Origin of the sequence: Streptomyces sp. AC602_WCS936, from assembly GCF_019049125.1 — a bacterium.
GTDB lineage: Bacteria > Actinomycetota > Actinomycetes > Streptomycetales > Streptomycetaceae > Streptomyces.
In genome coordinates, this window is sequence record NZ_JAGMUF010000018.1 from 50315 (window position 1) to 72149 (window position 21835).

The 21835-nt window shown below is 71.2% G+C and carries 20 protein-coding genes; 10 read left to right on the forward strand and 10 right to left on the reverse strand.

Features of this window, described 5'->3' with window-relative positions; all coding sequences use genetic code 11:
• Nucleotides 1-35 precede the first annotated feature (35 nt).
• From KUM03_RS39185 to KUM03_RS08480, 4 genes are all read right to left on the reverse strand, one after another.
• A complete protein-coding gene (locus KUM03_RS39185; RefSeq protein WP_217246433.1) occupies nucleotides 36-629 on the reverse strand; it encodes a DDE-type integrase/transposase/recombinase in 594 nt (197 codons plus the stop codon).
• 66 nt (nucleotides 630-695) lie between these two features.
• The gene (locus KUM03_RS08470; RefSeq protein ID WP_217246408.1) at nucleotides 696-1184 is read right to left on the reverse strand and encodes a hypothetical protein; all 489 of its coding nucleotides are present in this window, start codon (nucleotides 1182-1184) and stop codon (nucleotides 696-698) included.
• A gap of 108 nt (nucleotides 1185-1292) precedes the next feature.
• A complete protein-coding gene (locus KUM03_RS08475; protein WP_217246409.1) occupies nucleotides 1293-2042 on the reverse strand; it encodes an ATP-binding protein in 750 nt (249 codons plus the stop codon).
• Nucleotides 2039-2257, reverse strand: a complete 219-nt coding sequence (locus KUM03_RS08480; RefSeq protein ID WP_217246437.1) for a hypothetical protein — start codon at nucleotides 2255-2257, stop codon at nucleotides 2039-2041. Before KUM03_RS08480 ends, KUM03_RS08475 begins: the two co-directional genes overlap by 4 nt.
• 335 nt (nucleotides 2258-2592) lie before the next feature.
• Between KUM03_RS08480 and KUM03_RS08485 the strand changes: the two genes are divergently transcribed.
• The 4 genes from KUM03_RS08485 to KUM03_RS08500 all read left to right on the forward strand — a co-directional run bounded on the left by KUM03_RS08485 (nucleotide 2593) and on the right by KUM03_RS08500 (nucleotide 7292).
• On the forward strand, nucleotides 2593-3465 hold the full coding sequence (locus KUM03_RS08485; RefSeq protein WP_254399030.1) for a helix-turn-helix transcriptional regulator: 873 nt from the start codon (nucleotides 2593-2595) through the stop codon (nucleotides 3463-3465).
• On the forward strand, nucleotides 3462-3689 hold the full coding sequence (locus KUM03_RS08490) for a DUF397 domain-containing protein (protein ID WP_217246410.1): 228 nt from the start codon (nucleotides 3462-3464) through the stop codon (nucleotides 3687-3689). The genes KUM03_RS08485 and KUM03_RS08490 overlap by 4 nt, the downstream gene beginning before the upstream one ends.
• A gap of 182 nt (nucleotides 3690-3871) precedes the next feature.
• Complete coding sequence (locus tag KUM03_RS08495) at nucleotides 3872-5503, forward strand: penicillin-binding transpeptidase domain-containing protein (protein ID WP_217246411.1); 1632 nt, start codon at nucleotides 3872-3874, stop codon at nucleotides 5501-5503.
• 166 nt (nucleotides 5504-5669) lie between these two features.
• On the forward strand, nucleotides 5670-7292 hold the full coding sequence (locus KUM03_RS08500; RefSeq protein WP_374225283.1) for a penicillin-binding transpeptidase domain-containing protein: 1623 nt from the start codon (nucleotides 5670-5672) through the stop codon (nucleotides 7290-7292).
• A gap of 32 nt (nucleotides 7293-7324) precedes the next feature.
• Here KUM03_RS08500 and KUM03_RS08505 read toward each other — a convergent pair whose 3' ends face one another.
• Nucleotides 7325-7702 carry an SsgA family sporulation/cell division regulator gene (locus tag KUM03_RS08505; protein WP_217246413.1) on the reverse strand — a complete coding sequence of 126 codons (378 nt, stop codon included), beginning with the start codon at nucleotides 7700-7702 and terminating at the stop codon, nucleotides 7325-7327.
• Nucleotides 7703-7909: 207 nt separating this feature from the next.
• Here KUM03_RS08505 and KUM03_RS08510 point away from each other — a divergent pair, with 207 nt between their 5' ends.
• The 4 genes from KUM03_RS08510 to KUM03_RS08525 all read left to right on the forward strand — a co-directional run bounded on the left by KUM03_RS08510 (nucleotide 7910) and on the right by KUM03_RS08525 (nucleotide 11804).
• Entirely contained in the window at nucleotides 7910-8992 is a 1083-nt protein-coding gene (locus KUM03_RS08510) for an energy-coupling factor ABC transporter permease (protein WP_217246414.1), read from the forward strand.
• Nucleotide 8993: 1 nt separating this feature from the next.
• A complete protein-coding gene (gene cbiQ / locus KUM03_RS08515; protein ID WP_217246415.1) occupies nucleotides 8994-9755 on the forward strand; it encodes a cobalt ECF transporter T component CbiQ in 762 nt (253 codons plus the stop codon).
• Entirely contained in the window at nucleotides 9755-10522 is a 768-nt protein-coding gene (locus tag KUM03_RS08520) for an energy-coupling factor ABC transporter ATP-binding protein (RefSeq protein ID WP_217246416.1), read from the forward strand. The genes cbiQ and KUM03_RS08520 overlap by 1 nt, the downstream gene beginning before the upstream one ends.
• A gap of 91 nt (nucleotides 10523-10613) precedes the next feature.
• A complete protein-coding gene (locus KUM03_RS08525) occupies nucleotides 10614-11804 on the forward strand; it encodes a serine hydrolase domain-containing protein (protein ID WP_217246435.1) in 1191 nt (396 codons plus the stop codon).
• A gap of 45 nt (nucleotides 11805-11849) precedes the next feature.
• On the opposite strand, the gene KUM03_RS08530 is transcribed toward KUM03_RS08525, so the two are convergent.
• From KUM03_RS08530 to KUM03_RS08550, 5 genes are all read right to left on the reverse strand, one after another.
• Nucleotides 11850-12125, reverse strand: coding sequence for a DUF1876 domain-containing protein (locus KUM03_RS08530; RefSeq protein WP_073729796.1), 276 nt, complete (start codon nucleotides 12123-12125; stop codon nucleotides 11850-11852).
• Between the two features lie 68 nt (nucleotides 12126-12193).
• Nucleotides 12194-13039 (reverse strand): DMT family transporter, encoded by an 846-nt coding sequence (locus tag KUM03_RS08535; RefSeq protein WP_217246417.1) that lies wholly within the window; start codon nucleotides 13037-13039, stop codon nucleotides 12194-12196.
• Nucleotides 13036-13548 carry a YbaK/EbsC family protein gene (locus KUM03_RS08540; RefSeq protein WP_217246418.1) on the reverse strand — a complete coding sequence of 171 codons (513 nt, stop codon included), beginning with the start codon at nucleotides 13546-13548 and terminating at the stop codon, nucleotides 13036-13038. The genes KUM03_RS08535 and KUM03_RS08540 overlap by 4 nt, the downstream gene beginning before the upstream one ends.
• A 168-nt stretch (nucleotides 13549-13716) precedes the next feature.
• Complete coding sequence (locus tag KUM03_RS08545) at nucleotides 13717-15972, reverse strand: MMPL family transporter (RefSeq protein WP_217246419.1); 2256 nt, start codon at nucleotides 15970-15972, stop codon at nucleotides 13717-13719.
• Between the two features lie 114 nt (nucleotides 15973-16086).
• Nucleotides 16087-16689 (reverse strand): TetR/AcrR family transcriptional regulator, encoded by a 603-nt coding sequence (locus KUM03_RS08550; RefSeq protein WP_217246436.1) that lies wholly within the window; start codon nucleotides 16687-16689, stop codon nucleotides 16087-16089.
• A gap of 402 nt (nucleotides 16690-17091) precedes the next feature.
• Between KUM03_RS08550 and KUM03_RS08555 the strand changes: the two genes are divergently transcribed.
• Together KUM03_RS08555 and KUM03_RS08560 are read left to right on the forward strand one after the other, a co-directional pair.
• Nucleotides 17092-18312 carry an RNA-guided endonuclease TnpB family protein gene (locus tag KUM03_RS08555; RefSeq protein ID WP_217246420.1) on the forward strand — a complete coding sequence of 407 codons (1221 nt, stop codon included), beginning with the start codon at nucleotides 17092-17094 and terminating at the stop codon, nucleotides 18310-18312.
• 99 nt (nucleotides 18313-18411) lie between these two features.
• Entirely contained in the window at nucleotides 18412-21789 is a 3378-nt protein-coding gene (locus KUM03_RS08560; RefSeq protein WP_217246421.1) for a S41 family peptidase, read from the forward strand.
• The last annotated feature ends 46 nt before the right edge of the window (nucleotides 21790-21835 follow it).

Below are 21835 nucleotides of genomic sequence, written 5' to 3' on the forward strand. Positions count from 1 at the left end.
TACTGCCGTGCAAGGTCGGCGGAACGAAGAGGTGGCTAAACCGTCAAGTTGAACTGCTCCGGGATCGGTGGAGGCTCTATGCGTTGACTCCAGCCGCCGGTCGGGGCCGGTGTTGAGCGTAGTGGTTGGTTTCGTGCTCGTGAGGTGGGATGTCTCCGATCGCGGTGTGGAGGCGCTGGTTGTTGAACCAGTCGACCCACCCCGCGGTGCCGAGTTCGATGTCTGCGAGGCCGTGCCAGGGCTGGCGAGGTTTGATCAACTCCGTTTGTAGAGGACAATATGGGACTCCGTGAGCGCGTTGTCCAGGGCGTCGACGACCGTGCCGATCGAGGCGTCGATGCGGCCTGTAGGAGGTGGGCCGTGAACGCGAACGATGTGTACCGACTGCCCGCGTCCGAATGAGGAACCAATCCCAGGCCAGCGGGGGTTCCGGCCGGATCTCGGCGCCAAAAGGCCATGTCGAGGGCGTCGAGGACAACCTTGGCCCGCTTGCTAGTAGCGGCGGACCAGCCGACGACCGCCCGGGAGAGAACGTCCACGACGAAGGCGACGTAGACGATCCTGGACCAAGTGGCGACGTGAAGAAGATCCGCACCACATCTACTTGTGGCACCTCTACACGGGTACAGCGATTCCGATGGAGGCCTGGCGGGCGCGGATGTGGTTGGACACGTGGGCGTAGCCGGGCAGGCACGTCATGAGGGGGGCGGGTTCATGACCGCGCGGGCTGCGTCCAGGAACGCCAGCCGGTTCTCCTCCAGGTAGTCCCGCACGCTGGCATCGTCCGGCAAGCCTTCCCACACCGTCTTGTTGAGGTCGAGGAAGTACGCGCGTGCCGCGTCGTGCACGGGCAGGGGGAACTGAATCCGGATGAGCCGTTCCGCGACCCACAGCCTGTTCATGACGTCCTGGGTCGTGAGGAACCAGTCGTCGGTGCGTTCCCACTCGGGAGGCCGGCTGAAGGCGGAGCGTTCGGCCTCGGCACCCACCTCGATGAACCGCTCCAGCAACGCCAGCCGTTCCGCCCGTCGGGCCTCCGACAAGGAGGTCTGCTGCCGTTGCTGTTCGGCACGTTCCGCCGAGAGCTGAGTCCGGTGCTGGACGAGGTAGGACAACGCCCCGCCGAGGACTACACCGCCCAGCGATATGAGTGACACCCAAACCTGACCTGACATGGTCGTCATCGTTCCACGCCGTGGATCTTTGAACGACCCCGCGAATCGGTGCCGGTGTTCAGCCCAGCCCACCGGGCGATCGTGGGACAACGACTCGCAGTTCGGCAAGAAGCTTCCTCACCCGGAACCGGTCGAGGGGCCAGTGGTGACTCCGACAGCGATCTCGGCCCAGACCGTCAGCCCTCCGCCCGTTCGCCTCGTCCCCCAGCGACTGGCCAGCGCATTGGTGATCAGCAACCCTCGCCCGCCTTCACACTCGTCCTCGGACACACCTGCTGACGCGGAGATCACCGGTGTGCCGCCGCTCCGGCCGTCGTCGGTCACACCGACCGCCGCCACATCAGCGGCGAGGGCGCAGGTGATCGCGACGGTACGGCTCTCCGTGTGCTCCAAAGCGTTGGCGACCAGTTCGCCGGTGACGGCCACGAGGTCGTCCGTCGTACCGACCGGAAGGCTCCACGTCCGGCACGTGTCACGGACGTAGTGCCTTGCGGTTCGGGCAGAAGCGAGGTCCCCGCCCGGGAGTGTGAGCAGGCCGTACGCACGTAGTGCCAGTGAGGTCCCGTCGGCGTGGCCCGGTCCCGGACCACCGAGACGCGCGCCCCGGGATTCCGCGACGCGCAGAGCGTCCGCGAGCGCGTCGGTCAGTTGGCCTGTCAGGGCGCGCAACTCCCCTGTTCTCGGCGGCTGCTTCTCCAGTACTTGCCGCGCCCAGCCGAGCAGTCGTTCCGCCAGACCGAGTTGTACCGCTTCCATGTGGTCGGCGAGCCGGGAGACAGGCCCGTCTCCGTCCGTGAGGAGCAGAGCAGTGTGCCCATGGACGCCGGGGCAGGGCAGGATTCGCACGCAGTCCGTCCCGTCGCTCATGACGCCGCCGCCGAACAGGCGTGGATGTCACGGGTGTCGAGGTCGACGCCGTACGTCGCACACCAGAGGATGTCGCGCCGCAGCCGCTGGATACGTGCCTTCTCGTCCCGCTCGTACGCAGTGAGGTAGGGGCGGACGAGCGGGGTGGACGTGCCGTCGATGGGCTCTTGCCAACGGGGAGTGGCGGCGGGGGCACTGCAGCGCGGCGATGGCACGGCACGCTCACTCGCCGAATGGTCGACAGGGCGCCCCGCCGGCGGCCGACCTGCTCGATGCCGCCCAGAAGGTAGGGCCACCATCCGCAGCCAGCGGATCAGGAACCGCGTGAATCCAGCCATGCCCTCAATGCCTCCTCGCCTCTGAGGAACGGTGCAAGGGAAAACTGCCATGGGAATCCCATGGAAGGCTGACCCATGGAGGGAGTTCACTGATGTGGGTGACGAGGCTCGAATCCTCGTCCGATGTCCCAGAAGGGCCCATACAGTCGCGGACGTTGACCGGGGCACTATGCAGTCGGAGCTGCACATTTCACAGGCGGAGGGGATGCGACATGAGCGCTACACAGACAGGTCCGGCCGGTCGCATGCAGATCGCACGAGGCCTGACCTCACTGCGCGAGCGCTGCGGGCTCACTCAGACACAGGTGGCGGCCCGTGCAGGCGTCAGCACCACAACGGTCAGCCGGTACGAGGCATGGCAGGATCGCGCCCGTATCCGCTGGGCAACGGTGAAGGCCTTGGCCGACGCGTGCGACGCCACGCCTCAGGAACGTGAAGCGCTCGTAGCTGTGGCCAAGTCGCAGGCCGACGGATGGTGGGTCGGCAACAACGCGGTGCCTGAGTGGTTGGATCCGCTCGTCTCGTTCGAGCATCAAGCGGCATACGAGCACGTCTTCGCGAACACGGTCATCCCGGGCCTGCTGCAGACGCGGGAGTACGCCCTCGCCATTCACCAGGCCAGGGAGGTCCGCAGTCCGAACGACGGTATTGAGCGGATGGTCGAGGCCCGAATGCAACGCCAGACCATCCTGATGCGCGACCCGGCATTGCACCTCTGGGTGGTGCTGGACGAGGCGGTGCTTCGCAGGACAGTGGGAAACACCGACATCATGAACCAGCAGCTCAAGCACCTTCACGAGATGGCCGAGAGTCCCAACGTCGACATCCAGATCCTGCCGTTCAGCGCGGGAGCACACGCCGCCGGGGCCGGGCACTTCGTGATCCTCGGTCGCGACGACGAGCGGGAGCCCCTCAACTCCATGGCGGTCGTGTACATCGAGATGCGCCGGCGCGGGGTGTATCTGGACGACGCCGAGGACGTCAGTGCCTATAAGTTGACGTTCGACTACCTTCGTTCGCAGGCCGCCGACGTCACCCTCTCGTCGCGGCTGGTCGCCAGAGCACGACAGGAGCTGTCCTCATGACCGGCATAGCGCCTTCCCTGACCGAGCACAGGAGCGTGCGATGGTTCAAGAGCAGCTACAGCGGCGGCGAGGGCAACGAGTGCGTCGAGATCGCCGACCGCGGCCCGCGGGTGGGGGTACGGGACTCGAAGGCGCCTCGTAAGACCCTCAGCTTCTCCGCCCACGTCTTCGCCGCCTTCGTCAGCGGTCTGTCGGAGGCTCAGCGAGCCGAGTCCCGGTCGTAGACGCCGGCAACCAACAACGCCCACCCGCCGCCGGGTCTCCTTTGGGCCACCAAACGGAAACATCCGTACCGCTGGTCACGCCCTGCGCATAGAGTGCCACCCACAACTGCTTCTGAACGCGTTCAAGAAGGCGTGCGGAAGGTCTGACGGGGATTCAGGGGATTCTGGGGAGGGACTTGCCGATGGGCAGGGGGGTGAAGGTCGCCGTCATAGGCGGCGTGTTCGCCGTGATGGTGGGCGGGGCCGGGTACGGCGCCTACAACATCGTGTCGGCGCTGGACGGCGGAGGCGGCTCGGGGAGCGCCGGTACGGCGAAGAAGAGCGGGCCGCCCGACGGTGACGAGGTCGGGGAGACGACCGAGAAGTTCTTCACGGCCTGGGAGAAGGGCGACGCGGCCACGGCGGCGTCGTACACGAACAACGCCACGGTCGCCGGAACGCTGCTCACGGCGTACGGCGAGGCGGCGCACATCACCGACGTGGAGATCACGCCCGGCACGGCGACCGGCACCAGCGTGCCGTTCACGGTGAAGGCGAAGGTGTCGTACGAGGGCGCGACCAAGCCGCTGTCGTACGAGAGCGAGCTGACCGTGGTGCGCGGGGAGACCACCGGGCGGGCGCTGGTGGACTGGAAGCCGTCCGTCGTCCATCCGCGGCTGAAGGACGGCGACACCCTGGTCACCGCGGAGTCGGAGACCCCTCAGATCCAGGCGGTCGGCCGCAACGGGACCGTGCTGACGAAGGAGAAGTATCCGTCGCTCGGTCCGGTGCTGGCCACCCTGCGGGAGAAGTACGGCGCCAAGGCGGGCGGCACCCCCGGCGTCGAGCTGGTGGTACGGCACACGGCCGCCGACGCCCCCGACACTCCGCTGCTGACCCTCGCCGAGGGTGAGCCCGGCAAGCTGGAGACGACGCTCAGCGCGAGCGTCCAGGCGGCGGCCGAGAAGGCCGTGAAGCGGTTCGGTGAGTCGTCCGTGGTCGCGGTCAAGCCGAGCACCGGCGAGGTGCTGGCCGTGGCGAACAACCGGGCGGACGGCTTCAACGCGGCGTTCAAGGGGGCGGTCGCCCCCGGCTCCACCATGAAGATCATCACCGCGGCGATGCTCATCGACAACGGCGTGACCTCGATGAACGGCCCGGCGCCCTGCACGGACTCGGCAATGTGGCAGGGCCAGACCTTCAAGAATCTCACCGGCATGGAGCCCAACGAGGGCGCCACGCTCGCCAACACCTTCATGCGCTCCTGCAACACGGGCTTCATCAAGCTCATCGACGAGAAGCCGCTCACGGTCGCCTCGCTGACGACGGAGGCCGAGGAGCGCTTCGGGCTGGGCCGGGACGACTGGCAGACCGGCATCGTCTCCTTCGACGGCAGCGTCCCCGCCGTGAGCGGCCCGGACCGTGCCGCCAACGCCATCGGCCAGGGCAAGGTCCAGATGAACCCCCTGAACATGGCGTCGGTGACGGCGACCGCCATCACCGGCGAGTTCCGCCAGCCCTACCTGGTCTCCCCCGAGCTGGACGGGCGGCAGCTGGCCACCGCCAAGGGCCTGCCGCAGAGCACCGCCTCCCAGCTCAAGCAGATGATGCGGCTCACCGCCACGCAGGGCACCGGCGCCGCGGCCATGTCCGGGCTCGGCGGCGACATCGGCGCCAAGACGGGGTCGGCGGAGGTCGACGGGCAGGGCACGTCCGACAGCTGGTTCACCGGCTTCCGGAACGACGTCGCGGCGGCGGCCATGGTCGAGCAGGGCGGCCACGGCGGTGACGCGGCCGGCCCGATCGTCGCGGACGTGCTGCGCGCCGGTGGCTGAACCGGACGGGTAGGACCCGCCCGGACGCCCTAGGGTGGTCGCCGTCGGGGTGGGCGCGCGGCAGTGCGACACCGACGGCGGGGACCACCGACAGGGCAGCGCGAGGGAACGGGACGCAGTGGGCAGCAGAAGGGCCGCCGCCGGGCGGCGCAGTACGAGACCCGCCGTGATCGGCAGCGTCGCCGCCGTGGTCGTGGCCGGCGCCGGATTCGGCGCCTACGCGATGTACGACGGCACCGGCGGAGAGGACGGCGGACGGACCACTGCCGCGGCGGCCGGGGAGAAGGTGAGGTCCGGGCCGCTGACGGCGGCCGAGGTCACCTCCACGGCCCAGCGGTTCCTGACCGCCTGGCAGAGCGGCGACGTCGCCGGGGCGGCCGCCGCCACCGACGACGCCGAGGCCGCGAAGGCCCTGCTCACCGGCTACACCAAGGACGCCCGCGTCAAGGACGTCACCCTCACCCCGGGCGCCCCGGCCGGGGACAAGGTCCCGTTCTCCGTGAAGGCGACCGTCGCCCACGGGGAGACGAGCAAGCCGCTGACGTACGACAGCGCGCTGACCGTCGTGCGCGGGCCCGGCGACGGCGAGCCCCTGGTCGACTGGCACGCCGCCGTCGTCCACCCGGAGCTGAAGGACGGCGACAAGCTGGTCACCGGGGAGGCCGGGGACGCGCCGGTCGAGGCGCTGGACCGGGACGGCGCGGAGCTCACCGCCGCGAAGTACCCCTCGCTCGGCACCGTCCTGGACGGCCTGCGCGAGAAGTACGGCGAGAAGGCCGGCGGCACCCCGGGCATCGAGCTGCGCGTGGTCCGCGGCAAGGAGTCCAAGGCGGCGAAGGCCTCCGACAAGACCCTGCTGGAGCTGAGCGAGGGCACGCCCGGCACCGTGAAGACCACCCTGGACCCGGCGCTCCAGGCCGCCGCCGAGCAGCAGGTGTCCGGCAAGGCCCGGGCGTCGGTGGTACTGATGCGCGCCTCCACGGGCGAGATCCTCGCCGTCGCCAACGGCGGCCACGGCTTCAACACCGCCTTCCAGGGCTCGCTGGCGCCCGGCTCCACGATGAAGGTCGTCACCGCCTCGATGCTGATCGAGAAGAACCTGGCGTCGATGGACAAGAAGCACCCGTGCCCGAAGTACTTCAGCTACGGCGGCTGGAAGTTCCAGAACGACGACAAGTTCGAGATCAAGGACGGCACCTTCAAGGCGAGCTTCGCCCGCTCCTGCAACACCGCCTTCATCAGCCAGGCCCCCGAGCTGGAGAACGACGACCTGACCAAGCAGGCCAAGGAGGTGTTCGGCCTCTCCATGAACAACTGGACCGTCGGCGTGCCCACCTTCGACGGCTCGGTGCCGGTGCAGAGCGCCGCCCCGATGGCCGCCTCCCTCATCGGCCAGGGCGGGGTGCGGATGAACCCGCTGAACATGGCGTCCGTGGCGGCGACCGTGAAGTCCGGCTCCTTCCACCAGCCTTACCTGGTCCCCCCGTCGGTCGACGGGCGCGAGCTGGCCACCGCCTCCCGCACCATGTCGGCGTCCACGCTGGCGCAGCTGCGCGAGATGATGTCCTACACGGCGGCCGCCGGTACCGCGGCGGAGGCGATGGCCGGGGTCGGCGGTGACGCCGGGGCGAAGACCGGCTCGGCGGAGGTCGACAACCAGGAGAAGCCCAACGGCTGGTTCACCGCGTACAAGGGCGACCTGGCCGCGGCGGGCGTGGTCCAGCAGGGCGGCCACGGCAGCGAGAGCGCGGGACCGATCGTCGCGGCGCTCCTCAAGAACGCGGGCTGACCGGCCCGGAGGCGAGGCGTGCGGCCGGTGGCTCAGTGGGCCACCGGCTCCGCCACCGCCGTGTACGTGCGGCGCAGGAACCGCATGAGGGGCTTGGTCTCGAACTGGACCACCGAGCAGCCCTGCGGGGAGTGGAACTCGACCACGGCCTGCACCCGCCCGCACGGCCACACCCGCACGTCGCCGGTGCCGGTGGGCGCGCGCAGCCCCTGCTCCAGCAGGGCACGCGGGAAGGTCCATTCGCGGGAGGCGGGAGCGCGCCCTCGGGCGGGCAGGGCCACGCACACCGACCGCGGGTCGTGGTCGGGGTCGTAGCGCAGTACGACGGGTATCGCGCCGCCGTCGTCCCAGTCCGGGAGGTCCGCGTCGGTCAGGATGTGGGCTCGTGCGTGCTGTTCGACCACCGACATCGGATCGCCCCTTGCGCTCTGTGGCCTGTGGCCTGTGGCCTGTGGCCTGTGACCTGTGACCTGTGACCTGTGCGAAAGCTGTGCGTTCCACCCCTCTCCAATGTCCCACATTTCCCGGCTCACGCCCTTCGAGCCGAATATCACATGTGAGATCAGCCTTTACCTCGCTCTTGCAAACGGCTCGCAACTGGTCCCTATCATCGGATCGTGCACGTACCTGACGGATTCATCGACGCCCCGACCTCCGCCGTCACCGGAGTCGTCGCCGCGGGCGCCATCGCGGTCTCCCTGCGTGGCGCGCGCCGCGAACTGGACGAGCGGACCGCGCCGCTGGCCGGGCTGGTCGCGGCGTTCATCTTCGCGGTGCAGATGCTGAACTTCCCGGTCGCGGCCGGCACCAGCGGGCATCTGCTGGGCGGTGCCCTCGCCGCGATCCTCGTCGGCCCCTACACGGGCGTGCTGTGCGTGTCGGTCGTCCTGCTCATGCAGGGCATCCTCTTCGCCGACGGCGGCCTCACCGCGCTCGGCGTCAACATCACCGACATGGCGATCGTCACCACCGTCGTCGCCTACGCCCTCTTCCGGGGCCTGGTGAAGGTGCTGCCGCGCACCCGGCGCTCGGTCACCGTCGCCTCCTTCGTCGCCGCCCTGGTCTCCGTCCCGGCCGCCGCCCTCGCCTTCACGTTCCTGTACTGGATCGGCGGCACCACCGACGTCGCCATCGGCAAGGTCGCCACCGCGATGATCGGCGTGCACGTGCTGATCGGCATCGGTGAGGCCGCGATCACCGCGCTGACCGTCGGCGCGGTCATCGCCGTACGCCCCGACCTCGTGTACGGGGCCCGGGGGCTCCAGCAGCGGCTGAAGCTGCGGGTGAACGGCGAACTGGTCGACGCCGCCCCCGACCCCTCCGACACCTCCGACGCCGAGCCGGCGGCCCCCGCGCCCGCCGCCGCCCGCTCCCACCGCAAGCTGTGGATCACCGGCCTGGTCACCTCCCTCGTCCTCGCCGGCTTCGTCAGCTTCTACGCCTCCGCCAATCCCGACGGCTTGGAGAAGGTCGCCGCCGACAAGGGCATCGACGAGAAGACCGAGGAGCACGCGAGCGCCGACTCCCCGCTCGCCGACTACGGCGTCGAGGACATCACGAACGCCCGCCTCTCCGGCGGCCTCGCGGGCGTCATCGGCGTCGGTGTCACGGTCGTCGCGGGCAGCGCGGTGTTCTGGGCGGTGCGCAGGCGGCGCAGCGACGACACCTCACCGGCCAACACCACGGACACGAGCGTCTGAGATGGGCGCCGGGCACGCCCACCGGCTCTACCGGCACGGGCACTCCCCCGTGCACGGTCTGCCGCCGCACACCAAACTCGCCGCCGTCTTCGCCTTCGTGGTCGTCGTGGTGTCGACGCCGCGCGAGGCGATGTGGGCCTTCGGCGCCTACGCGCTGCTGCTGGCGACGGTGGCGTACGCGGCCCGGGTGCCGCCCGGTTTCCTGCTGAAGCGGCTGCTGATCGAGGTGCCGTTCGTGGCGTTCGCGGTGCTGATGCCGTTCGTGGCGGAGGGCGAGCGGGTCGACGTGCTCGGGCTGTCCCTGAGCGTGAACGGCCTGTGGGGTGCCTGGAACGTGCTGGCCAAGGGCACCCTGGGCGTCGCCGCCTCCGTCCTGCTCGCCTCCACCACCGAGCTGCGGGAACTTCTCCTCGGCCTCCAGCGGCTGAAGCTGCCGCCGCTGCTGGTGCAGATCGCGTCCTTCATGATCCGGTACGGGGACGTCGTCACCGACGAGATGCGCCGGATGCGGATCGCCCGGGAGTCACGCGGCTTCGAGGCCCGTGGCGTCCGGCACTGGGGCGTCCTCGCCAAATCCGCCGGCGCCCTCTTCATCCGCTCCTACGAACGCGGCGAGCGCGTCCATCTGGCCATGGTCAGCCGCGGGTACGCCGGTTCGATGCCGGTGATCGACGAGGTGACCGCGGACCGGGCGCAGTGGTCGTACGCGCTGGCGCTCCCGTGTGCGGCCCTGGTCGTCTGTCTGCTGGGATGGATGCTGTGATGGACGCCGTGACTGCTTCCCCCGCCTCCCTGGAGGTCTCCGGCCTCGCCTTCGCCTACCCCGACGGGCACCAGGCCCTGTTCGGCGTGGACTTCTCCGTCGCGCGCGGCGAGCGGGTCGCGCTGCTCGGGCCGAACGGTGCGGGCAAGACGACCCTGGTGCTGCACCTCAACGGCATCCTGACCGGCGGCACCGGCACGGTGACGGTCGCCGGGCTGCCGGTGGACAAGCGGAACATGGCGGAGGTCCGGCGCCGGGTCGGCATCGTCTTCCAGGACCCCGACGACCAGCTGTTCATGCCGACCGTGCGCGAGGACGTGGCGTTCGGGCCGGCGGCGGCCGGGCTGAAGGGGGCGGAGCTGGAGGAGCGGGTGGACCGGGCGCTCGCGCTGGTCGGCATGGGCGAGTTCAAGGACCGGCCCCCGCACCACCTCTCCTTCGGCCAGCGGCGCCGGGTGGCGGTGGCGACCGTGCTCGCCATGGAGCCGGAGATCCTGGTCCTGGACGAGCCGTCGTCCAACCTCGACCCGGCCTCCCGCCGCGAACTGGCCGACATCCTGCGCTCCCTGGACGTCACGGTCCTGATGGTCACCCACGACCTGCCCTACGCCCTGGAGCTGTGCCCCCGCGCCCTCATCCTCAGCGACGGCGTGATCGCGGCGGACGGCCCGACGGCCGGACTGCTGTCGGACGACGCGCTGATGCGGGCCCACCGCCTGGAACTGCCGTTCGGCTTCGACCCGCGGTCGGTACCGGCGAGCGGGTGAGGAATCGCAGGCGCCCGGCGACGGTTGCACCCACTGTCGCAGGCGATCCGAAGGGACGGGTGGAGAAGTGAGCGCGGACGTGGACGTGGCCGTGGACGTGCGGGGCACGGTGGCCGAGGGTTTCGAGCCGGTCAGGGACGCGTTCGCACGGAACTTCGCGGCGCTCGGGGACCGGGGTGCGGCGGTCGCCGTCTACCGGGACGGGCGCAAGGTCGTCGATCTGTGGGGCGGCACGCGGGACGTCGACGGCACCGAGCCGTGGCGCCGGGGCACCGCGCAGGTGGTGCGCTCGGCGACGAAGGGCGTCGCCGCCGCCGTACCGCTGCTGCTGCACCAGCGCGGGCGGCTGGACCTGGACGCGCCGGTGGCCGAGTACTGGCCCGAGTTCAAGGCGCACGGCAAGGAACGGCTGCTGGTCCGGCACGTCCTGAACCACCGGGCGGGCCTGCCGGTCCTGGACCGCCCGCTCACACCGGCGGAGGCCCTGGACCCGCTGCGGGGCCCCGAGGCGGTCGCCGCGCAGGCACCCGTCTGGGAGCCGGGCACGGACCACGGCTACCACGCGCTCACCTACGGCTGGCTCCTCGACGAGCTGGTGCGCAGGGTGACGGGCGGGCGGAGCACCGGTGAGTGGCTCGCGGACGAGATCGCCCGCCCGCTGGGCCTGGACCTGTGGCTGGGTCTGCCGGCCGCGGAGGAGGCGGCGGGCCGGGCGGGCCGGGTCGGGCGCCTCGACGAGGCCGAACCGTCGGGGAGCGGCCCGCGCCTGCGCCCCAAGCGGGCCGTCACCGAGGCCTACGCGGACCCGGACTCCCTCACCCGCCGCGCCTTCGCCGCCGTCACCCCGTTCCCCGACCAGAACGACCCCGCCTACCGTGCGGCGGCCCTCCCGGCGACCAACGGCATCGCGACGGCGGACGCGCTGGCCCGCTTCTACGCGGCGCTGATCGGCGAGGTCGACGGCGTGACCCGTAAGGCGCGGCTGTTCGACCCGGCGACGACGGAACTGGCCCGCGCCGAGGAGTCGTCCGGCCCCGACCGCGTCCTGGTCGTCGGCACCCGCTTCGGCCTCGGCTACATGCTGCACGGCAGCGCGTCGCCGTTCCTGTCCCCCGGGTCCTTCGGGCACCCGGGCCGCGGCGGCGCGCTCGGCTTCGCCGACCCGGAGGCCGGCGTCGCCTTCGGCTACGTCACCAACGGCTTCCGCAAGACCGTGACGGCGGACCCGCGGGCGCAGGCGCTGGTGCGGGCGGTGCGGGCGTCGCTCGGCACGGACGGCTGACGGACCCGCCCCGGCCCGTGCGTGTCATACGTGTCTTCATACGTGTCACACGTGGATCGGGTGGGACGTCCTGCCCGACGCGGCGTCGATCTCGTCGTGCGCCTTGGTGAGCAGTTGCATCGCCAGCTCGTTCAACGCACGTGCGCCGGCGACCTCTTCGCCGACCCTCGGCTGCTGGGCGTCCACGCGGTGGCGGCTGGCGTGGCCGTGCGCGCGGACCTCGGTGCCGTCGGGGAGCCGCACCATCGCGACCGCCCGGGTGTGCTGGTCGTCCTCCATGAACTCCAGCTCGACATGCCATCCCACTGCGGTGTGCATCATGACGATCACCTCCGGAAGTCCTCCTTCCAGGGTGCTCCTCGCAGGCGCCGCACGCATCACCCGTCCGTTCACCCCGTATGCAGCATCAGCCCGATCCCGACGACGAGGAGGCCCGCCGCCGCGATCCGGGGCGCGCCGAACCGCTCCTTGAAGAAGAGGGCGCCGATCGCGGCGCCGACCAGGATGGAGGACTCGCGCAGGGCGGCGATCGGGGCGAGTTCGGCACGGGTCTGCGCCCACAGGACCAGCGCGTACGCGGCGACGGACAGCACCGCGCCGAGCAGCCCGAGCCGCACGTGCGGGCGCAGCAGCGTCCAGGCTCCGGCGCGGTGGCGGTACAGGAAGTACGCCGGGAGGACCGTGCCCTGCACGGCCATCAGCCAGGCGATGTAGCCGAGGGACGAACCGGAGGCGCGTACGCCGAGCCCGTCGACGACCGTGTACACGGCGATGGTCGCGCCGGTCGCCAGGGCCGCGCCGATCGCCGCCCAGTCGGGCCGGCGCCCGCGCAGCCCCCACAGGGCGACGCCGGTCAGGCCCGCGCAGGACACCACGATGCCGGTCGCGGCCCAGCCGTCGGGCACCTCGTGGGCGAAGACGGCGGCGAGGACGGTCACCAGCAGCGGCGCGCTGCCGCGGGCGATCGGGTACGCCTGCCCGAAGTCGCCGAGCCGGAAGGACCGCATCAGCAGGGCGTAGTACGCGATGTGGATCGCGGCGGACAGGAGCAGGTACGGCCACGCGCCGGCCGCCGGGAACGCCGTGAACGGCAGCAGCGCCAGCCCGATGAGCATGCCGCCGCCGGAGATCAGGGCGAAGCCGGTCAGCTTGTCGGTGATGCGGTGGGCGATGGCGTTCCAGGCGGCGTGCGTGACGGCGGCGAGCAGGACGGCGCCGGTGACCAGTGGCGTCACTCGGAACGCTCTCGCACGTCCACGAGGGTGGCGCCGGCGGTGGCGACGAGCTCCTTGGGTTCCATCGGGAAGACGGAGTACGGGGTGCCGGCGGCGGCCCAGACGACCTCGTGGGCGAGCAGGGAACGGTCGGCGAGCACCCGGGTCCGCTCCCGGTGCCCGAAGGGCGGCACGCCCCCGATGGCGTACCCGGTCGTCTCCCGTACGACGTCGGCCTTGGCCCGCGTGACCTTCCGGGCGCCGAGTTCCTCGCGAACCCGCTCCAGGTCGACGCGGGAGGCGCCGTCCATGAGGACCAGGACAGGCACCCCGTCGGCGGCGAAGATCAGCGACTTGCAGATCTGGCTCAGCTCGCAGCCGATCGCGGCGGCGGCCTCAGTGGCGGTGCGGGTGGCCTCCGGGAAGCGGCGGACCTCGGCGGTCAGGTCCCCGAGGCCGAGCGCGCGCAGGGCTTCGGCGAAGCGGGGGTGGACGGCGGAGGCGTCGGAGGTGTCGTCGGTGGTCGTCATGGCGGCACCGTAGCGGTACGTGTAGTCCGCATGCGAACGGGTTGCGGGGCGTGCGGGACGCCCGGGAAGGAGGAAGCCGGTGAGGGCAGCCCCGTCCCCACGGAGCCCTCACCGGCTGGTCTGGCGTCCTCCTGTCAGAGGTGTTCAGAGGTGTTCAGAGGTGGCGGGTCAGGTGGTGCGTACCAGTTCCCGGTCCTCGTCCTTGCCGTCGTCGCCGAGGGTGCGCAGGCCCTCGCCCTCGACGTCCACGTTGGGCAGTGCGCGGTCCAGCCACTTCGGCAGCCACCAGGCCTTCTTGCCGAGCAGCGCGAGGACGGCCGGGACGATGGCCATGCGGACGACGAACGCGTCGAAGAAGACGGCGATCGCGAGGCCGAAGCCGATCATCTTGATCATCGACTCGCTGGAGCCGATGAAGCCGGCGAAGACCGCCATCATGATGACCGCCGCGGCCGTGACGACCCGGGCGCCGTGCTTGAAGCCGGTGACGACGGCCTCGCTGGGCTTCTCACCGTGGACGTACGCCTCCCGCATGCGGGTGACCAGGAAGACCTCGTAGTCCATCGCGAGGCCGAAGACCACGCCGACCATGAAGATCGGCATCATCGACATGACCGGGCCGGTCTCCTCGACGCCCATCAGGCCGGACAGCCAGCCCCACTGGAAGACCGCGACGACCGCGCCGAGGGCCGCCATGACGGAAAGCAGGAAGCCGAGGGCCGCCTTCAGCGGGACCAGGATCGAGCGGAAGACGACGATCAGCAGGAGGAAGGCCAGGCCGACGACCAGGACCAGGTAGGGCAGCAGCGCGTCGTTGAGCTTCTGGCTGACGTCGATGTTCATCGCCGTCGAGCCGGTGACCAGGGTCTCGGCGCCGGTGTCCGCCTTGATGTCGGCGCCCGCGTCGCGGATGGCGTGCACCAGGTCCTCGGTCTGGACGGAGGACGGCTTGGAGTCCGGGATCACGGTGATGGTCGCGGTGTCGCCGCTCTTGTTGGGCTGGGGCGGGGTCACCGCCACGACGTCCTTCAGGCCCTTGATCTCGTCGGAGACGTCGGTGAACACCTGCTGCGGCGCGTCGCTGCCCTTGGCGTCCACGACGACCATCAGGGGGCCGTTGAAGCCGGGGCCGAAGCCCTCCGAGAGCAGGTCGTAGGCGCGGCGCTGGGTCGTGGACGTCGGCTGGGAGCCGTCGTCGGGCAGGCCCAGTTCCAGGGAGGCCGCGGGGACGGCCGCCGCGCCGAGGCCGATGACGCCCAGGAGGAGTACGGCGAGCGGACGGCGGACGACGAAGCGCGCCCAGCGGGTGCCGAGGTTGGCCTTGGGCTGCCCGCCCTCGGGCTGCTTCTCCGTGCCCTGGTCCGTGCCCTTGTCGGCCCCCTTGCGAGTGCGGCCCAGGAGCTTGCCCTTCGCGCCGGCCGGCTTGACCCGGCGGCCGGCGTAGCCGAGCAGCGCGGGGACCATGGTCAGGGCGATGACGACCGCGATGGCGACCGTGCCGGCGGCGGCGATGCCCATCTTGGTGAGCATCGGGATGTTGACGACCGCGAGGCCGACCAGGGCGATGACGACGGTCAGGCCGGCGAAGACGACCGCCGAGCCCGCGGTGCCGACGGCCCGGCCCGCGGCCTCCTCGCGCTCGCGGCCCTCGGCGAGTTCCGCGCGGTAGCGGGAGACGATGAACAGGGCGTAGTCGATGCCGACCGCGAGGCCGATCATCATCGCCAGGATGGAGGTGGTGGAGCCCAGTTCGAGGGCGCTGGCCAGGGCGGTGATCGAGGAGACGCCGATGCCGACGCCGATCAGGGCGGTGAGCAGGGGCAGTCCGGCCGCGACCAGCGAGCCGAAGGTGATGACCAGGACGACGGCGGCGACCGCGATGCCGATGATCTCCGTGGCGCCGGTGTGCGGGACGGCCTGCAGCGCGTCACCGCCGACCTCCACGGTCAGCCCGGCGTCGCGCGCCTGCTGGGCGGCGTCCTTGAGGGCGTCCTTGGTGGAGTCCTCCAGCTCCATGCCGGAGACGTCGTACTTCACCGAGGCGTAGGCGATCGTCCCGTCCTGACTGACCGCGTTCCCCTGGTACGGGTCGGCGACCGAGGCGACCTCGGAGCCGTCGGCCAGGTCGGAGACGGTCTTCTCGACGGCCGCCTTGTTGTCGGGGTCCGTCATCTTCTCGCCGTCCGGTGCCTTGAAGACGACGCGTGCGGTCGCCCCGTCGGCGGCGGTGCCGGGGAAGCGTTCCTCCAGCAGGTCGAAGGCCTTCTGGGCCTCGGTGCCGGGGATGGAGAAGGAGGTGGTGCCGGCGGGCGGGGCACTGGCCGCGCCGACGCCGGCGAGCGTCAGCAGGGCCACCCATATCAGGGCGACGAAGTGCCGTCGGCGGAAGGCGAGCCGGCCGAGTTTGTAGAGGAACGTGGCCACGGGGGCGTACTCCCGGTCAGGTCGTGGGTCTTCAGGGCAGGGGGGATCAGCCCGACGACGACGTGAGCGGTGACGTCAGGTGGGGCTCAGATGGGGCTCAGGTGGGGAATCGGGTCAGGACGTGGTGCCGACGCCGAGGGCGGGGAGGATCACGGCGTCGATGTACGAGGTGAGGAAGGCCCGGGTGGGTGGCTGGTCGTCGAGCAGCGTGCGGGTGGCGAAGCCGCCGACGAGCATGGGAACGAGGAAGTCCAGCGCCGGGCAGTCCGGTCTGATCTCGCCCCGGTCGACGGCGCGTTGCAGCAAGCGGCGGAACTCCGCCATCTCCGGTTCGATGAGCTGGTCCCGGAAGGCCTGGCGCAGGTCCGGGTTCTGGTGCAGCGCCATGGCGACGCCCCGCATCAGCGCGGAGTTCTGCGCCATGGTGCAGTCGTCCTCGCGGGCCAGCAGGGCGTGCAGGTCGCCGCGGAGGGACCCGGTGTCGACGTCGCCGATCTCGCCGGGCTTGTTGTGCCGCATGGCCTTGACGACCAGCTCGGGCTTGCCGCCCCACTGGCGGTAGAGCGTCGCCTTGCTGGACCGGGTGCGGGCGGCCACGGCGTCCATGGTGAGGGCGTCGTAGCCGACTTCCCGGAGCAGGTCGAGCACGGCCTCGTACAGCTCGGCCTCGCGCTCGGGAGTGATCCGACTGCGGCGCGCGGTGGCGGCCTCCGTCATCTCGCTCACTCCTCTCCTTCTCCGGTCTTCTCAGGTCGCTCCGCTCAGGAACGACACCGTTTCGTACATGACCAATGTACCCCCACCTCCAGCGAAACGAAACGGTTTCGTTCGTGGTGTGGGTCACCTAACTCCTGCAAGGAGGCTCCGGAGTGCACGCCGAGGAGGAATCGCATCCGGATGGTGCGACGCGGAGCGTCGGCGCGTCCGGTTCCGGGCGCGGGGCTCTCGTACCCGCCGTCAGCGTGACCCGAGAAAGTGATGCGAACATGCGTGCCAATGGCCGCCGGTCGGGGTGATGGTTGCGGGATTTTGGGTTATTTGTGCGGCTGTCGTACGTATGGTCCTTCGCAGGGTTCGGGACGGCACGGCGCCCTGGCCACGGTCGTGAAGAGGGGCGGGATGGCGCAGGTGGGGGTGGATGAGAAGGTCGGGCATGCCCGCTACACATACAGGTTGCGGGCGTCGTCCGCTGCCTGCACCGCGCTGGCGGCGGAGTGGGACCGGTGCCGCTGGCTGTGGAACGAGTGCGTCGCCAAGTCCAGGGCCGTGCACCTGCACAACAAGGCGACGGGTGAGAAGGCCACGTGCGGCCCGGCCCAGCTCGACAAGATGCTGACCGAAGCCCGCGCCCGTACGCCGTGGCTGCGGGAGGGCTCGTCCGTTCCCCAGCAGCAGGTCATCCGCGACTTCGGCCGCGCCCGCGCCAAGGCGCACAAGGACATCACCGAGCGCCTGCCCGTGGCGCGCCGGGCCGGGATGCCGAAGTGGAAGATTAAGCGTGAGGCACTGGCAACCCTGAACTACACGAAGCGTGGGTTCCGGCTGAGGGACGGCCGGCTGCACCTGGCGGGCGGCATCGTCCTGTCGGTCGTGTGGTCGCGGGAGCTGCCGGGTGAGCCGTCCTCGGTGCGCGTGTACCAGGACAGTCTCGGGCACTGGTACTGCTCGTTCGTCGTCCCCGTCCAGGTCCAGCCGCTGCCCAGGACCGGCCGGATCCTCGGTGTCGACTGGGGAGTGAGGGAGACGGCGACCACCACGTCCGACGCGCATGACCTGCCGCATCCCGCGCACGGCGGGAAGGCCCGGGTGAGGCTGGCCCGGTACGACCGGATGATGGCCCGCCGCAGGCCGAAGAAGGGTGAGGCCGGTTCGAAGGGCTACCAGACGGCGAAGAGACTGCGGGCGAAGGCCCACAAGAAGGTCGCCAGGCAGCGCGCGGACACCGGACGCAAGTGGGCGAAGAAGGTGGTCCGCGACCACGACACGATCGCGGTCGAGGACTTTCGCCCCAAGTTCCTCGCCAAAACCACGATGGCCCGCAAGGCCGCCGACGCCGCCATCGGCGCCACCAAGGCCGCCCTGACCGAAATGGGCCGCAAACACGGGCGGGACATCCGCCTGGTACACCCCGCGCACACCACGATGGACTGCGCGCAGTGCGGAGCGAGAGCCAAGCACGCACTGCCGCTGGGTGAGCGCACCTACACCTGCACCGCCTGCGGAACCGTCTCCCCCAGAGACAAGAACTCCGCACGCGTCATGCTCGTCCGGGCTGGTCTCAACCCGGCTGGCGTCGAGGGCGGAAGACCTCCTGGAGCGCCGCTCCAGGAGGCGGCCTGAGCCAGGAATCCCCTCCCCCTTCAGGGAGGGGAGGATTCAAGGTTGTCGGTTGCTCATAAAGTGCGGGCCGAGTTGCCGGGACCCTGGCCCCGGCAAAGCATGGGGTGGGTGAGTTATCTGCGCCTTCCGCACCTCAGCGGCGACCAGCTGTGCTTCGTGGCCGAGGACGACCTCTGGCTCGCGTCCCTCGACGGCCCGGGCCGCGCCTGGCGGCTCACCGTCGACCGCACCAAGACCGGCCACCCCCGCTTCTCCCCCGACGGCCGCCACATCGCGTACACCAGCTGGCGGAGCCTGGTCCCGGAGGTCCACCTCGTGCCGGTGGACGGCGGTCCCGGGCGGCAGCTCACCCACTGGGGCGGCCTCGACACCCGGGTCTGCGGCTGGTCGCCCCCCGATCCCGACGGGACGACCGCGATCCTCGCCGTCGCCTCGCACGGCGAGCCCTTCTCCCACCTCACCTGGGCCTACAAGATCACCCCCGACGGCGACCCCGGCCGCAAGCTGCCCTGGGGCCCGGTCACCGACATCCAGGCCGCCGACCTCGACGGCGAGCGCAGGACCCTCCTGCTCACCGGCACCCCGCCGCACGAACCGGCCTCCTGGAAGCGCTACCGGGGCGGCGCCACGGGCCGGCTCTGGCTGCACGGCGAACGGTTGCTGCCCGACCTCCACGGGCATCTGCACTCCCCCATGTTCGTCGGCGACCGGATCGCCTTCCTCTCCGACCACGAGGGCGTCGGCAACCTCTACTCCTGCGCCCACGACGGCTCCGACCTGCGCCGCCACACCGACCACGACGCCTGCTACGCCCGGCACGCGGCGAGCGACGGCACCCGCGTGGTGTACCAGTGCGCGGGCGACCTGTGGATCGTCGAGGACCTGTCGCCGGGCTCCCGACCGCGCCGGGTCGACGTCCGGCTGAGCGGCCCGCGCGCGGGACGGCGTACGTACCAGGTGCCCGCCGCCCAGCACGTCGGCGGCGTCTCCGTCGACGAGACGGGCCGCGCGAGCGCCGTCGTCGTACGCGGCAGCCTGTACTGGCTCACCCACCGCGACGGACCGGCCCGCACCCTCGCCGACACACCGGGCGTACGGGTACGGCTGCCGGAGATGCTCGGGGCGAGCGGGCGGATCGCGTACGTGACGGACGCGGAGGGCGAGGACGCCGTCGAGGTCGGCCACCTGCCCCGCGCGACCGGCACCCGCGCGTTGCGGAGGCTGGCCTCGGGAGAACTCGGCCGGGTGCTGGAGCTGGTCTCGGACCCGGCGGGCGAGCGGCTGGCCATCGCCTCGCACGACGGGCGGCTGCTGCTCCTCGACCTGCCGGAGGAGGACGCGGAGGTCGCCGAGGCACTCGTGGAGGCGGAGGAGACGGAAGAGACGCGGGGGACGGACGCCGAAGTTCCCGTCGGCCGCCCCGCCGGGGTGACCGAGCTGATCCGCTCCGTCAACGGCCCCGTCCGCGACCTCGCCTTCTCCCCGGACGGAAGCTGGCTCACCTGGTCCCACCCGGGCATCGGCCGCTCCCTGCGGCAGATCAAGATGGCCCGCATCGACGGGAAGAACGGCGGCAGGAACGACGGCAGGAACGGGCAGGAGGGCCCGCTCGTCATCGACGTCACCGACGGACGCTTCGAGGACGAGAACCCCGTCTTCACCCGGGACGGCCGCTACCTCGCCTTCCTCTCCTGGCGCGGCTTCGACCCGGTGTACGACGTGCACACCGGCGACCTCTCCTTCCCGCTGGGCTGCCGCCCCTACCTCGTCCCGCTGTCGTCCGCGACCCCCTCCCCCTTCGCCCTGAACCCGGAGGGCCGCCCCGCAGCCGGAGGCCTGGACCCGCTGGACGACGAATCCGGTGAGGGCGGCGCGGTGACCGTCGAGGTCGAGGGGCTGGAGTCCCGGGTGACGCCGTTCCCGGTCACCGCCTCCAAGTACTCGGCGCTGTGCCCGGTCGCGGGCGGCGGACTGGTCTGGCTGCGCTGGCCGATCTCGGGCGCGCTCGGCGAGACCTTCGCCAACCCGGCCGACCCGAGCGAGCGGCCCACCCTGGAGCACTTCAGCCTCGCCAAGGCGAGGAAGTCCGAACTGGTCGACCACCTGGACTGGTTCCGGGTCAGCGGCGACGGCAGCCGCCTGGTCGTGCTCGACGAGGGCGACCTGCGCGCCGTACCGGCCACCGAGGCGGGCGACAGCGACTCGACCACCTGGATCGACCTGCGCCGCATCCTGCACGAGGCCGACCCGGCCACCGAGTGGCGCCAGGCCTACGACGAGGCCGGCCGGCTGATCCGCGCCTACTTCTGGGACCCCGGCATGTGCGGCATCGACTGGGACGCGGTGCTGGAGCAGTACCGTCCGCTGGTCGAACGGGTCGCCTCCCCCGACGAGTTCGCCGACCTGCTGCGCGAGGTGCTCGGCGAGCTCGGCACCTCGCACGCCTACGTCGCCGCCGCCCGCCGCAACGAGGGCCCGGCGCACTACCAGCGCTGGCAGGGCCTGCTCGGCGCCAATTTCGCGTGCCGGGACGGCCACTGGGTGGTCAAGCGCATCCTGCCCGGCGATTCCTCCGACTCCAAGGCCCGCTCCCCGCTGGCCGGTACGGGCATCCGCGAGGGCGCGGTGCTGACCCACGTGGACGGCCGGCCGGTCGACCCGGTGACGGGACCGTATCCGCTGCTGGCGGGCGCGGGCGCTACGACGGTGGAGCTGACCTTCGCGCCGGCCGAGGGCGGTCCGGGACCGTCCCGCCGGGTCGCCGTCGTCCCGCTGATCGACGAGCGCCCGCTGCGCTATCAGGACTGGGTGGCCAAACGGCGCGAGGTGGTGCGGGAGTTGAGCGGCGGGCGCTGCGGCTACCTGCACATCCCCGACATGGGCGGTTCCGGCTGGGCGCAGTTCAACCGGGACCTGCGCATGGAGGTGTCCCGGCCCGCGCTGATCGTCGACGTGCGCGGCAACGCGGGCGGCCACATCAGCGAGCTGGTCATCGAGAAGCTGACCCGCACCATCCTGGGCTGGGACCTCACGCGCGACGCCCAGCCGGTGTCGTACACCTCCAACGCCCCGCGAGGGCCGGTCGTGGCGGTCGCGGACGAGGCGACGTCCTCCGACGGCGACATGATCACGGCCGCGTTCAAGCTGCTGCGGCTCGGTCCGGTGGTCGGCCAGCGCACCTGGGGCGGCGTGGTCGGCATGACCGGCCGGCACCGCCTCGGCGACGGCACGGTGATCACGGTGCCGATGAACGCGGCCTGGTTCGACGCGTACGGCTGGTCCGTGGAGAACTACGGCGTCGACCCCGACGTCGAGGCGCTGCGCACCCCGCTGGACTGGGCCGAGGGCCGCTACCCGGTGCTGGACGAGGCGGTCCGGCTGGCGCTGGAACTGCTGGAGACCAACCCGCCCGCCACGCCGCCCGGTTACGACGCCGTACCCGACCGGTCCCGTCCGCCGCTGCCGCCCCGCCCGTGAGAAGCCACAAAGCCCCCAAGAAGCCATGAAGCCCGTAAGAACCCAT

What these genes read in the sequence shown, in the direction of transcription:
- KUM03_RS08470 (WP_217246408.1), bottom strand. Translation starts at nt 1,184, where the DNA reads ATGACGACCATGTCAGGTCAGGTTTGGGTGTCACTCATATCGCTGGGC.
- KUM03_RS08475 (WP_217246409.1), bottom strand. Translation starts at nt 2,042, where the DNA reads ATGAGCGACGGGACGGACTGCGTGCGAATCCTGCCCTGCCCCGGCGTC.
- KUM03_RS08485 (WP_254399030.1), top strand. Translation starts at nt 2,593, where the DNA reads ATGAGCGCTACACAGACAGGTCCGGCCGGTCGCATGCAGATCGCACGA.
- KUM03_RS08490 (WP_217246410.1), top strand. Translation starts at nt 3,462, where the DNA reads ATGACCGGCATAGCGCCTTCCCTGACCGAGCACAGGAGCGTGCGATGG.
- KUM03_RS08495 (WP_217246411.1), top strand. Translation starts at nt 3,872, where the DNA reads ATGGGCAGGGGGGTGAAGGTCGCCGTCATAGGCGGCGTGTTCGCCGTG.
- KUM03_RS08505 (WP_217246413.1), bottom strand. Translation starts at nt 7,702, where the DNA reads ATGTCGGTGGTCGAACAGCACGCACGAGCCCACATCCTGACCGACGCG.
- cbiQ (WP_217246415.1), top strand. Translation starts at nt 8,994, where the DNA reads ATGGGCGCCGGGCACGCCCACCGGCTCTACCGGCACGGGCACTCCCCC.
- KUM03_RS08520 (WP_217246416.1), top strand. Translation starts at nt 9,755, where the DNA reads ATGGACGCCGTGACTGCTTCCCCCGCCTCCCTGGAGGTCTCCGGCCTC.
- KUM03_RS08530 (WP_073729796.1), bottom strand. Translation starts at nt 12,125, where the DNA reads ATGATGCACACCGCAGTGGGATGGCATGTCGAGCTGGAGTTCATGGAG.
- KUM03_RS08540 (WP_217246418.1), bottom strand. Translation starts at nt 13,548, where the DNA reads ATGACGACCACCGACGACACCTCCGACGCCTCCGCCGTCCACCCCCGC.
- KUM03_RS08550 (WP_217246436.1), bottom strand. Translation starts at nt 16,689, where the DNA reads ATGACGGAGGCCGCCACCGCGCGCCGCAGTCGGATCACTCCCGAGCGC.
- KUM03_RS08555 (WP_217246420.1), top strand. Translation starts at nt 17,092, where the DNA reads ATGGCGCAGGTGGGGGTGGATGAGAAGGTCGGGCATGCCCGCTACACA.
- KUM03_RS08560 (WP_217246421.1), top strand. Translation starts at nt 18,412, where the DNA reads ATGGGGTGGGTGAGTTATCTGCGCCTTCCGCACCTCAGCGGCGACCAG.